This window comes from Paenibacillus soyae, assembly GCF_024623455.1.
Lineage (GTDB): Bacteria > Bacillota > Bacilli > Paenibacillales > Paenibacillaceae > Pristimantibacillus > Pristimantibacillus soyae.
Genome location: NZ_JANIPJ010000001.1, coordinates 450,594 through 462,672, shown reverse-complemented (window position 1 = coordinate 462,672; position 12,079 = coordinate 450,594). Strand labels below are relative to the sequence as shown.

Annotated in this window: 11 protein-coding genes; 1 reads left to right on the top strand and 10 read right to left on the bottom strand. The window is 57.0% G+C overall.

Going from position 1 to position 12,079, the window contains the following annotated elements; translation table 11 throughout:
* The first annotated feature begins 180 nt into the window (after window positions 1–180).
* Entirely contained in the window at window positions 181–576 is a 396-nt protein-coding gene (locus tag NQZ67_RS02065; protein ID WP_257442281.1) for a TIGR04086 family membrane protein, read from the top strand.
* A gap of 50 nt (window positions 577–626) precedes the next feature.
* On the opposite strand, the gene yajC is transcribed toward NQZ67_RS02065, so the two are convergent.
* The 10 genes from yajC to ilvE all read right to left on the bottom strand — a co-directional run bounded on the left by yajC (window position 627) and on the right by ilvE (window position 12,074).
* A complete protein-coding gene (gene yajC, locus NQZ67_RS02060) occupies window positions 627–947 on the bottom strand; it encodes a preprotein translocase subunit YajC (protein ID WP_257442279.1) in 321 nt (106 codons plus the stop codon).
* Window positions 948–961: 14 nt separating this feature from the next.
* A complete protein-coding gene (tgt, locus tag NQZ67_RS02055) occupies window positions 962–2,095 on the bottom strand; it encodes a tRNA guanosine(34) transglycosylase Tgt (protein ID WP_257442412.1) in 1,134 nt (377 codons plus the stop codon).
* A 25-nt stretch (window positions 2,096–2,120) separates the two neighbouring features.
* Window positions 2,121–3,170 carry a tRNA preQ1(34) S-adenosylmethionine ribosyltransferase-isomerase QueA gene (queA, locus tag NQZ67_RS02050; protein ID WP_257442278.1) on the bottom strand — a complete coding sequence of 350 codons (1,050 nt, stop codon included), beginning with the start codon at window positions 3,168–3,170 and terminating at the stop codon, window positions 2,121–2,123.
* 7 nt (window positions 3,171–3,177) lie between these two features.
* Window positions 3,178–5,289 (bottom strand): SpoIID/LytB domain-containing protein, encoded by a 2,112-nt coding sequence (locus NQZ67_RS02045; protein WP_257442276.1) that lies wholly within the window; start codon window positions 5,287–5,289, stop codon window positions 3,178–3,180.
* 22 nt (window positions 5,290–5,311) lie between these two features.
* Window positions 5,312–6,316, bottom strand: coding sequence for a Holliday junction branch migration DNA helicase RuvB (ruvB, locus tag NQZ67_RS02040; protein ID WP_257442410.1), 1,005 nt, complete (start codon window positions 6,314–6,316; stop codon window positions 5,312–5,314).
* Window positions 6,317–6,339: 23 nt separating this feature from the next.
* Entirely contained in the window at window positions 6,340–6,975 is a 636-nt protein-coding gene (gene ruvA, locus NQZ67_RS02035) for a Holliday junction branch migration protein RuvA (protein WP_257442274.1), read from the bottom strand.
* Entirely contained in the window at window positions 6,972–7,475 is a 504-nt protein-coding gene (ruvC, locus tag NQZ67_RS02030) for a crossover junction endodeoxyribonuclease RuvC (protein ID WP_257442271.1), read from the bottom strand. The genes ruvA and ruvC overlap by 4 nt, the downstream gene beginning before the upstream one ends.
* Before the next feature lie 247 nt (window positions 7,476–7,722).
* A complete protein-coding gene (locus tag NQZ67_RS02025) occupies window positions 7,723–8,367 on the bottom strand; it encodes a BofC C-terminal domain-containing protein (RefSeq protein ID WP_257442269.1) in 645 nt (214 codons plus the stop codon).
* 195 nt (window positions 8,368–8,562) lie between these two features.
* A complete protein-coding gene (locus NQZ67_RS02020) occupies window positions 8,563–10,899 on the bottom strand; it encodes a LysM peptidoglycan-binding domain-containing protein (RefSeq protein WP_257442267.1) in 2,337 nt (778 codons plus the stop codon).
* 290 nt (window positions 10,900–11,189) lie between these two features.
* Complete coding sequence (ilvE, locus tag NQZ67_RS02015) at window positions 11,190–12,074, bottom strand: branched-chain-amino-acid transaminase (RefSeq protein ID WP_257442265.1); 885 nt, start codon at window positions 12,072–12,074, stop codon at window positions 11,190–11,192.
* Window positions 12,075–12,079: the final 5 nt, after the last annotated feature.

Here is a 12,079-nt window from a genome sequence, read left to right as displayed (position 1 = left end):
CCAGTGTCAAGCTCGTACAGCTATTCTCCCCCCCGCCTATCACAACATACGATGCGCGGGTGCGCGAATATATGGCAGCTTATCCAAAGGAAAAAGCGAATTTAGTCCGGGAACCTGTACTATTTGCGCCTGCTTGGCCATATGGATTAATCATAAAATGAAAACTTAAGGAGGAATACGATGAGTTCCGTCAAACAAGCTCCCAAGTCGCCCATCATCGCCTCGCCGCTGCTGGCCGGAGTCGCGTTCTCCATCATTTGGCTCGCGGCGGGAGCGCTCCTGCTTTCCTTGCTGCTTCATTTCTCCAGCATGAAAGAAAGCGATCTCAGCTCCTACACCTTGCTCGTCCACGGCATGTCCGCGCTGGCAGGCGGATTCACCGCCGGCAAACGTTCCGAACGAAGAGGCTGGTATAACGGCGGCCTGCTCGGGCTCGTTTACGGCATTCTCGTCATGATCGTCAGCTTTCTCGCCGCGAACGCCGCGCCTTCTTGGAACAGCGCATTAATCCTCGGCGCCGCCCTCCTGGCCGGCGCGTTCGGCGGTATGATCGGCGTCAACCTCAGAAGATCTTGAGCGCAAAAAAAAACGACCGGCAGACGGATCTGCCGGTCGTTTCTTATGTATTATTTGTCTGCTGCCACTGCTGGAGCAGAGCTTACGATCGTGTTGACGGCGCTGCGTTCGAACGTCATCTTCGTCGTATCGTTGACGCGAATGACGACCGTATCGTCGGTCAGTTCCACGACAGTCCCGTGTAGACCGCCGATCGTCGTGATTTTGTCGCCTTTTTTAATTTGATTAAGCATGGCAGTACGCTGTTTTGATTTCTTCTGCTGCGGACGGATAAGCAGGAAATAGAATACGGCAAACATCAGGACAAACGGAAGAACGATGCCCCAAATGTTTTGTTCTCCAGCTGCACCCGTTGCTTCAAAAATGGTCATAGCTTTCCCCCCTTTCAAAATCCTTTGTCGTTATCGTTAAGGCCGTACGACTCGAAGAAGGCATCCCTGAAGTCAAGAAGCCGGTCTTCCATAATCGCCTGGCGCACGTCCCTCATGAGCTGCAATAAGAAGTGCAGGTTATGATAGGTGGTTAAGCGAATGCCGAACGTCTCGTCCGCCTTCAACAGGTGACGGATATAGGCGCGGGAATAGTTCTGGCACGTGTAGCAGCCGCACTTCGGATCGAGCGGCCCCAAATCTTCGGCGTACTTGGCGTTCCTCACGACAAGCCGCCCTTCGCTCGTCATCGTTGTTCCGTTCCTTGCGATGCGCGTTGGCAGGACGCAGTCGAACATGTCGACGCCGCGGATGGCACCCTCGACGAGCGCGTCCGGAGATCCAACGCCCATTAAATATCTAGGCTTGTCCGCCGGGAGCTCGGGAACGGTATAATCCAACACTTCGTACATCAAATGTTTAGGTTCGCCCACGCTCAGTCCACCAATAGCATACCCCGGGAAATCCATGGAAGTCAAATCTCTGGCGCTCTGAATGCGCAAATCCTTATGCATGCCGCCCTGAACGATAGCGAACAAAGCCTGATCGTGAGGTCTCGCATGAGCCTTCAGACAGCGCTCCGCCCAGCGGGACGTCCGCTCCGTAGACTGCTTCACATATTCGTATTCGGCCGGGTAAGGCGGGCATTCATCGAAAGCCATCATGATATCCGGTCCGAGCGCGTTCTGGATCTCCATCGCCACCTCGGGCGACAGGAACAGCTTATCACCGTTCAGATGCGAACGGAACTGTACGCCTTCCTCCGAGATCTTCCGCATCTCGCTTAAGCTGAATACCTGGAAGCCGCCGCTGTCCGTCAGAATAGGACGGTCCCAGTTCATGAATTTATGAAGCCCGCCCGCGCGTTTGATCAGCTCGTGACCTGGGCGAAGGAACAGATGATAGGTGTTGCTCAGAATAATCTGGGCATCCATCGATTTGAGCTCCTCGGGGCTCATCGTTTTGACGGTCGCCTGCGTGCCTACCGGCATGAAGGTCGGCGTCTCGATAACGCCGTGCGGGGTATGCACGCGGCCGAGCCGCGCTCCCGATTGCTTGCACTGCTTGATCAATTCGTATTTTACAGCCACTTTCGTCACGTTCCATTCTTCTGATTTAGTCGTAAATAAACATGGCGTCCCCGAAGCTGAAGAACCGGTATCGTCTATCGACCGCTTCCCCATAGGCTTTCATGATCGCATCCCTGCCGGCCAGCGCGCTCACCAGCATGACGAGAGTCGATTTCGGCAGGTGGAAGTTCGTCAGCAACGCGTTCACAAGCCGAAACTTATAGCCGGGATAGATGAAGATCGAAGTCCATCCGCTGCAGGCTTCAAGCTGCCCTTCGGGGAATCTGCCGGCCAACGTCTCCAATGTCCGGGCGGAGGTCGTACCGACCGCAACGATTCTTCGGCCGCTTCTTGAAGCTTCGTTCAGAAGCTCCGCGTTCCGCTCGTCGAGCTCGTAATATTCCGAATGCATTTCATGCTCCTCCACGGTATCCGCCGACATCGGCCTGAATGTTCCGAGCCCCACGTGAAGCGTTACATAAGCCAATATGACGCCTTTCTCCTCGAGCTTCCGAAGGAAGGACTCCGTGAAGTGAAGACCTGCGGTAGGCGCCGCCGCCGATCCCTCATGACGGGAATACACCGTCTGGTACCGTTCCCGCTCCTCCAGCCTTTCCTTAATATATGGAGGCAGGGGCATCTCTCCGAGCCGGTCAAGGAGCTCCTGAAAGATGCCTTCGTAACGGAAGCGTATGACTCTCGCTCCCATCTCGCCTTCCTCCAGCACATCCGCTTCCATAAGCGGGCTGCCGCTGCCGTCATCTCCGAACGCGATGACCGAGCCCGTCTTCAGCCGCTTGGCGGGCTTTGCGAGCGCCTCCCAGCGGTCCTCTCCCAGCTGCTTAAGCAGCAGGAGCTCGGCTTTGGCTCCCGTATCCTTCTTCATGCCCATTAATCTTGCCGGAATGACTCTCGTATTGTTCAATACGAGAACATCGCCCGCGCGAAGCTGCTCCTCCAGATCGGTGAAGACGCCGTGACGTATATCTCCGTTGGATTTGTTCAGCATGAGCAGTCTTGAAGCCGTGCGTTCTTCAAGCGGAGTTTGAGCGATCAGCTCCTCCGGCAGGTGGAAATCAAACCAATCTACATTCATCTCAACTTCATTCCTTAGCTAACGTTATGCCGTTATAATAGTATTTCAAAATATATTCATAGTCATACCCTTGCTGCGCCAAGCTTAGCGCCCCGTATTGGGATAAGCCGACGCCGTGGCCGAAGCCCGTGCCGCTGAAAGCGAACGCGGGATCCTTCGTCGCCGCGCGAATCTCGCCGTCCGCGTTCATCGCGTACATATAATCCCCCGAGTAGGCGGCCGACTTGCCGTCCGCGCCCATTACATACACTTTGCGCGCGGCATCCGTCTTCGTGGACGTTTGGCCCGCGGCTCCCAGAATCGCGACCTTGCCGGTCTCTTCGACTTCGAACAGCGTGCTCGGCAGCGATCCTCCGACGCCTAGAGCCGAACGGATCGTATCCGGCGACGAAAGCCCCAGCTTCGTTCCATTCACCTTCATCTCCGTAGCGCGGCCGGATAAGCCTCGCAGGCTCACTTCGAGGGTCGTGATCGGACCCGCTACCTTCGGATTCGCTCTTGCGTTAACTACCGCAAGCAGCTCTTCGCCCGAGAACGGGCCTCTCACCCAATGCATCGGATTCGATTCGATCACCTGCTCCAGCTCGACCACCTTATCGCCTTGCTGCAGCTGGGTTACGACGGGTACCGTATCCTGAATAAGCGGATGGCGCCGGATGTTCGTGCCGTTCGACGTCAGCTCGAGAATGCGGCTTCCCGCCGCGGTCGTCATTCCTGTATTCCGTACCAAATCCTCGCGGACATAACCGATCTTGCCATCCGGAGTCACGATGCGATGCCATTGATATAACCCGGCTTCCGATGATTCGTCGGGGCTCTGCACAGACTGCAGATAAGGAACCGCATTGCCCCAAATATCTCTCGCGTCCGCGGTTACGCCTCCGCCGTTCGAAGAGAAGACGGCTTCGATGACTTTGCCGTTATAGATCGCGACTTCGCCTCTTGTCGCTTCTACCGCCTCCGTCGAGGACGGCTTCTCGACGCCGGTTCCGTAGTAGGCCTGGCTGAGCGTCGTATCGACGACGTGGGCGATGCCGAAGCCGAAGCCTTTGTTCAGCGCGTAGGAACGAGCCGCGACCGCTTGCGCTTTCAGCGCCTCGATCGGCCAGGACGTATACATCTCCACCGCCACAACGGAATACAGGTACTCCTCGAACGGCAGCTCGTTCACGACGGCCAGCTTGCCGTTATAGGCGCTGAGCTCGAAGCTTCCCCTGTACGTGCGGTTGCTGCGCTCCTTGAGGCCGATCGGCGAATCCGCCTTTGGCGTCAGCCACACTTTCATGTCTCCTGCCGGCAGCATGTAGAGATCCTGGCTCGCGTCCGCTTTGGCGGTATTGCCGTAATCCGGACGGATGAGCAGGTATCGCGAGCTCGCATCCACGGGCTTCAGCGATGCGCCGCTCGGCGCCTTGACCGCGGCCGCCTGCAGCTTCGCGAATTCCTCCTGCGTAGACGCGCCTCCGACCATTACCGAATAGGAAGGCGCGCTAGCGCCGCCTCTCACGGCCACATAGGCGTCAAACCCGGCCGCTCCGTAAGTTGAGGCCATGCTTTGAGCGGCTTGCTCGGTTGCCATACCAGGCGATTCCATGCGCAGCGGTCCGTGCGTCTCCGGCTTGAAGCCTTGCAGCAAGGCGGACAGCTTCGCGTCCGCGTTCAATCGGGCTAGCGCCGCCGATGCCTCGGCAGCCGTCTTATAGGCGCCTTCGAACACTTGGTAATGCGCCGCGCCGTTTTTGTTGACCGACGTGATGTAAGCCGCGCCCTTCGCGCCAATGACGTACTGATAGACGGCCCACGCGCTGGAGAAGCTCTTATGCTCCATCAGCTTCACTTTGAAGTCGTCGAGAGCGATTCGGATGCTTTCGTTCTTCGGAATGGCAAGCCATTCCGTCGCGCCTTCCGGCTCCCGCACGCCGAGCCCCATGCCGCCTGCAGACTGGAACGTCGCGGCAGCAGTCGTCTGATCGTATTTGCCCGGGAGCTGCATGAACATCGCGACGCGGATATCCTGAAGCGTCGGCACGGCCGCTTGCGTCGGAACCGCCGTAATCGCGGTGACCAGCACGAGGACCGCGGTTATCGTAAGGGCGATTTTTTTCCCGTATTTATTCATCGTTTCTCGTAGCACTCCTTCTCTAGTTGCGTTTCGGAAGCGGCAGACCAAGGTGCTGATATGCGCTGTCCGTCGCGATCCGGCCTCTCGGCGTACGCTGGAGGAAACCTATCTGCATCAAATATGGCTCGTACACGTCCTCGATCGTCTGGCTCTCTTCGCCGATCGTTGCGGCGATCGTATCCAGTCCCACGGGTCTGCCGGAGAACGTCGTCATCATGGCATGCAGCATCTTGTGGTCGATATGATCGAGCCCCATCGGATCCACCTGCAGCAGCTCCAGCGCCGAACGGGCGATATCATGCGTAATGACGCCGTCGCCGCGCACCTGCGCGAAATCGCGAACCCGCTTGAGCAGGCGGTTCGCGATCCGCGGCGTTCCTCTGGAGCGCAGCGCGATCTCCGTCGACGCCTCCCCCACGATGGTCACGTCTAATATTTCCGACGCCCGGGACACGATGAACGCCAGCTCGTCCACCGTATAGAATTCCAATCGGCTGACGACGCCGAACCGGTCCCGCAGCGGCGCGGAGAGCAAGCCTGCTCTCGTCGTCGCGCCGATCAGCGTAAACGGCGGCAAGTCCAATCGCACCGAACGGGCGCTCGGGCCCTTGCCGATCATGATATCCAGGCAGAAATCTTCCATCGCCGGGTACAGCACTTCCTCCACGGTGCGGTGCAGCCTGTGGATCTCGTCGATGAACAACACGTCGCCTTCCTGCAAATTCGTCAGCAGCGCGGCGAGATCGCCCGGACGCTCGATTGCGGGACCGGACGTTGTTCTTAAATTCACGCCAAGCTCATTGGCTATAATATTCGAAAGCGTCGTCTTGCCCAGCCCCGGAGGACCGTAGAGCAGGACATGATCGAGCGCTTCCTTGCGCATCTTGGCCGCCTCGATATAAATCGTCAAATTTTCTTTCACTTTCGTCTGGCCGATATACTCGGCGAGATAACGAGGCCGAAGGCTTAGCTCCACGGCTTGCTCGTCCATCATGAGGTTGGCGGAAATGATCCGGTCGTCCATCACTTGCTGTCCTCTCCTTTCCGTTACCCTTTAAACAGCTGCTGCAGCGCCCGCTTCATCAGCGAGTCGACCGTCTCGTCCGGCTTGACGCTGTCCTGGAGTCCACTCCACGCTTTGTCCAGCTCCGCCGCCGTATAACCGAGCGCCGCGAGCCCTTCGCGCGCTTCCTTCCAAGCGGTGCCCGCTCCTTGCTGGCCTCCCGTTTCGCCCGCCAGCTCCGCGGCGAAGCCGGCGGCAGCCAGCAGCCCTCCGTCGGCCACGGCGCCGAACAGCTTGTCCTTCAGATCCAAGATCATGCGCTGCGCCGTCTTCTTCCCGATGCCGGGCAGCTTCGTCAGAAAGCCGATGTTCTCTTGCTGAACGGCCGCGACAATGGACTCGGGCTTGCCGGCCGACAAGACGCCAATCGCGACGCGCGGGCCGATCCCCGATACGTCCAGCAGCTTGCGGAACAACGTCTGCTGCTCGCGGGACTCGAAGCCGAACAGATGGATCGCGTCCTCGCGGACGTGATGGTGGATATAGACGGTGACGGGGCCTTCCTTGGCCGCGAACGCGTACGGGCTCGGCACGAATACGCGATAGCCGACATCCCTTACGTCCATCACGATGTACTCCGCGTCGATATGTACGACAGGGCCTTTCAAATAGTCGATCATCGGTTGGTCACCTCGTTGATTTTATTCGTCAGTACGGCGGAATGGGCATGGCAGATCGCCACCGCGAGCGCGTCCGCCACGTCGTCAGGCTTCGGGATGGCGGACAGCTTCAAGAACATTTTCACCATCTCCTGCACCTGCCTCTTCTCCGCTTTGCCGTAGCCTACGACCGACTGCTTCACTTGAAGCGGCGTATATTCCGCGACGGGCAGTCCTCTCTGGGCCGCGGCCAATATAATGACGCCCCGCGCCTGCCCCACCGCGAAAGCCGTCGTGACGTTACGGTTGAAGAACAGCTTCTCCACCGCGACGGAATCCGGCTTGTACCGGTCCATGAGCGCTCCGGCCGACTCGTAAATCTGCACCAGACGCTGCTCCTGCGGCGTATGGGCCTCCGTCGTGATCGCCCCGTATTGCACCGGAGTTAATTTGTGTCCATTCTTATCTATGAATCCGAATCCCGCGATCGCAATACCCGGGTCAATGCCTAAAACTCGCAAAACGCCATCTCCCAATCAACCAGCCTTAAATGCCTGCCCTCCATTATATCAAAAGTTGTTGGATATGAGAACGAATGTTTGATAGATTTGTCGGGGAAAGACGCTCTTTCGAAGAAATCCGTTGTTCGCGCATAGCCAAAAGAAAGAAGCCTTCCGTTAATAGGAAGACTTCTTCCGCCCCTTAGTTAACAAAAGCCCCGCCGCAAGCGCTCGGGGCTGTCTTGCTGCAGGGCTCTGATTCGATTGCTCAGTATTCTTTCATACTGTCGAGAACCTTCTCCCGGCCCACCGCATAATCGCTGAAAGTAGACAACACGCTGTTGTATTCGTCGATATCGCTTACCCGGATGCCGCGCGACAAATGGTCGAGCTCGTCCTTCGGCAGACTGCTTTCAAGGAAGCGAATGTCCAATTGAAAAAACGTGCGCATCACTTTCTCTTGCTGCGGGATACCGTCGAACAAAGAAAAATTCCCTTTGCGGTCTACGCCGAAATACGCATGCGACTTGCAATGATTGGACAGATCCTCAATTTGCTCGGCGAGCACAACCGTCTGTCCGTCCTGGTCCAGCGTCGCGCTCCATTCCGAATTTTCGCGAAGCAGGGCTATAATCTGTTCCGACTCGAGCCTTCCCAGCATTTCCGTCTCTTCCCCGCATACGTAAATACGGCGAAGCATAACCGGTACCGCATCGTTCCGGTCGGCCAGGTAGCGGCTGACGGATGGCTGCTCGGCTTCTTCGGCATATGCGGTAGCCGAGGCCGTCCCTAGCAATATGGCCGCAGTCAGACAGGCGAACATCCACCAAGCGACGCTGCCCAATGTCCATAACGGTTTGCGGTTTCTTCTCAATCTGCGTTTTAATTGCTTCCACAAGCTGAATGCCATCATGAGGAAGACCCCTTTTTCGATTTATTAACCAAATGGCGATATACATTCATTGAAAGCGGCTGTGCATCTTCGTAACACTTCGGTTAAGGTTTGTTCATATTGTGCTCCAAGACTCCATAATTATGCAGGCAAGCGAAAACGGACCCTTCCCGGAAAGGGAAGAGCCCGTGATATGAGGAATATCGTCGCCTTGGTTTAACGGTTAAGCCAAGGACGGCTACCGGGGGTCGACTTTTTCTTCGGACGTGGCGCGACCGTACGGATTACGGCTTTTTTTGCTTTTTTGCGCGGTTTGGCGTTCTGGGCTGCCAATTTGCCTCCCACCTGTTCTTCCTCGCGTTTACCGCCGCAGCCGCAGTCATCGTTTACGCCCGCAACTGGAGCTTGTTGGTTCGGCCATACAGGATAAGGATACCCCGTCGGATACCCGCTGATATAACCGGAATAGCCTGGAGGCGGGTACATAGCGGAATATTCATGGAAGTTGGTTTGAGCAAGAGGCGAGACCATACCCGCGTTCGGATTGGCCGACAGCGGCGAGAACATGCCCGCGTTCGGGTTGGCCGACAGCGGTGAGACCATCCCTGCGTTCGGGTTGGCCGACAGCGGCGAGACCATGCCCGCGTTCGGGTTGGCAGACAGCGGCGAGACCATGCCCGCGTTCGGGTTGGCCGACAGCGGCGAGACCATGCCTGCGTTCGGGTTGGCCGACAGCGGCGAGACCATGCCCGCGTTCGGGTTGGCCGACAGCGGCGAGACCATGCCCGCGTTCGGGTTGGCGGACAGCGGCGAGACCATGCCCGCGTTCGGGTTGGCCGACAGCGGCGAGACCATGCCCGCGTTCGGGTTGGCTGACAGCGGCGAGAGCATGCCCGCGTTCGGGTTGGCCGACAGCGGCGAGACCATGCCCGACTTTCCTTCCGAAAGAGGCCCATAGGATTTGCCATAACCATATTCTGGTCCTGCCGAATACGGCATCAGCCCGGGCGCCGGATATCCAACCGGATACATCCCTGGAGGACAATCGTAAGGATACATTGGCGGCGTGTCGCTAAGAGGCCCGATATTCGAGTTTGCGTCAACGTTATAAGGCATGAAGGAGTTAGGTGAATCATACATACCCATCGCTTCGACGGCTGGAACATTATACTGCTGGAACAAATCGACGCTTTCCATGTAGGTGGACTGCACCGGCGTTACTTTTGTTTCGATCGGTTTCTCGATCGGGAGCGCCTTCTTCGCGTATGGAGCCACTTTGCCAATTGGCGCGGCATTCGCGAGCGGCGATACGTTCTCGGCCATTGGCGCCATATTTCCGATGGACAGCGGCGACACATTGCCTGTTGTCAACGGAGATACGTTCGACGACAGCGGCGATACATTGCCCGTTGTCAACGGAGATACGTTCGACGACAGCGGCGACAAGTTGCCTGTTGTCAGCGGAGATACGGAAGTGTTTGCATACGGCAAAGTCTTGCCCGTCGACAGCGGAGATACATTCGCTTCCGACACCGGGAGCGTCTTGCCTGTCGACAGCGGGGCCACATTCGCTTCCGACACTGGCAGCGTCTTGCCTGTCGACAGCGGGGACACATTCGCTTCCGATGCCGGCAGCGTCTTGCCCGTTGAGAACGGCGAGATGTCGCCTGTCGCAAGCGGAGACACATTCGACGTGAGCGGCGAAATGTCGCCTGTCGCAAGCGGGGACACATTGCCTTTTGACGCCGGTAATGTTTTGCCTGTCGACAGCGGAGCTATGTTCGACGTATCCGGCAGCGACTTGCCTGTCGATAACGGCTCGACCTTGGAAGCAATGGGCTCCGTTTTGGCGGCGAGTGGCTCGACTTTAGTTGCAAGAGGCTCGACTTTGGTTGCGGCAGGCTCGGTTTTAGTCGCCAAAGGCTCCACTTTCTCGGCTAATGGCTCGACCTTTGGAGCGGGCTCGACCTTTGCGGCCGGCGGCTGCGGAGCAGGTGCTGGCGGCACGGGCGATACGATCGGAGCGGTCGGCGTTTTTTCGCTCACAAAGCCTGTGAATGTTTTACCGATGACGGAGGGAGCAGTCGACAGCTTGCCGACGACGCCCTGTACGCCCTGTTGTACGCCCTGCATGAGTGATGACGGGCTCAGAGGATGTGTAGGCGTTTTGCCCGGGACGCTCTGCGCGGCAAAAGTAGCCGGCACCTGAGCGTCAGCTTTCGGGATGTTTACGATTTCGCCGGTTAGCAGCACATTAGGGTTTTTGAGATGAGGGTTGGCATGAATCATCGTAGCAAGCGGAACGCCCCATGCTTTGGACAGCTTCCACAGGGTATCGCCTTGCTTCACGACATGCTGGTGCATGATGTCCGCGCCGTTCACGCCATGATGCTGTCCGCCGTGGCTTGACGGAATTTTGATTTTCATGCCGACCTCGAGCACATCCGGATTCGAAATGCCCGGATTCATTGCCAAGATCTCCTCGACCGAAACCTTATACTTCTGGCCGATGAAGTATAGGGTATCGCCTTTTTTGACCATATGGATTTTCACTTCGCCGATGACCTCCTGTCACGTTCTGAATAACGGCACGGCTAATGCCTGTTATCAATCTCTACATCCTATGCAGAACATGGGCAGGTGTCGCCACTTTCGGTGAAAAAAACGTCGATGCTTGTACTTTTTGGCGCCGTCAGCCCACGCAAACAGAAACCTTTAGTTACTCCGACTGCTTCTCCGGGCACATTTAAGCGACTCTCAGTCCCCTATAAACTTTCTGTTTTCTAGGCTGCACGCAGCAAGAGGCCCCTCCGCAATTCCCGCGGAGGGGCCTCTCATAATGTCTACTCGTATACCTTCACGCCGTCGACCGTGACGAGGCTGCGGAATTCCTGCAGCAGATGCGTCGTAATCGGACCGGCTTGTCCGGAGCCAATCGTGCGGCCGTCTACTTCGCGAACGGCGATAACCTCGGCCGCGGTGCCCGTGAAGAATACTTCGTCCGCCACATACACATCGTGAAGCGTGAACGGCTCCTCTTTCAGCTTATAGCCAAGCTTATCGCAAAGCTGCATAATCGCCGCGCGAGTGATGCCTTCGAGAGCGCCGACATAACATGGAGGCGTGAACACCGTACCGTTTTTGATGATAAAAATATTGTCGCTGGAGCCTTCGGCCACATAGCCCTGCGAGTTCAGCATAATCGCTTCGCCGACGCCAGCAAGGTTCGCTTGGATCTTCACCAAAATGTTGTTCAAGTAGTTGAGCGACTTGATCTTCGGATTCAAGGCGTCCGGAATATTGCGGCGCTGCGACACGGAAACCGACACGAGACCGTTCTTGTAAGCTTCCTCCGGATAGATTGCCAACTGCTCCACGATAATGATGACATAAGCAGATGGGCATCTTCTTGGATCCAAGCCGAGATTGCCGGGACCGCGCGACACGACAAGGCGGATATACCCGTCGCGCAGCCCATTGCGGCGAATCGTCTCAACCAATGCGTCCTGCATCTCGTCGATCGTCAGCGGAATGTCCAGCATAATCGATTTGGCGGAATCGTATAGACGGTCCAAATGCTCTTTACATTTGAAGATGTTGCCGTCATAAATCCGGATGCCTTCGAAGATGCCGTCCCCATACAGGAACCCGTGGTCATAAACCGAAATTTTGGCGTCTTCCTTCGATACATAATCACCATTCAGATAGATCCATTGCTGCTGTGCCATAGTAC

Coding starts and splice junctions, on each gene's coding strand:
- NQZ67_RS02065 (WP_257442281.1), top strand. CDS start 181: ATGAGTTCCGTCAAACAAGCTCCCAAGTCGCCCATCATCGCCTCGCCG.
- yajC (WP_257442279.1), bottom strand. CDS start 947: ATGACCATTTTTGAAGCAACGGGTGCAGCTGGAGAACAAAACATTTGG.
- queA (WP_257442278.1), bottom strand. CDS start 3,170: ATGAATGTAGATTGGTTTGATTTCCACCTGCCGGAGGAGCTGATCGCT.
- NQZ67_RS02045 (WP_257442276.1), bottom strand. CDS start 5,289: ATGAATAAATACGGGAAAAAAATCGCCCTTACGATAACCGCGGTCCTC.
- ruvB (WP_257442410.1), bottom strand. CDS start 6,316: ATGGACGACCGGATCATTTCCGCCAACCTCATGATGGACGAGCAAGCC.
- ruvA (WP_257442274.1), bottom strand. CDS start 6,975: ATGATCGACTATTTGAAAGGCCCTGTCGTACATATCGACGCGGAGTAC.
- NQZ67_RS02025 (WP_257442269.1), bottom strand. CDS start 8,367: ATGATGGCATTCAGCTTGTGGAAGCAATTAAAACGCAGATTGAGAAGA.
- ilvE (WP_257442265.1), bottom strand. CDS start 12,074: ATGGCACAGCAGCAATGGATCTATCTGAATGGTGATTATGTATCGAAG.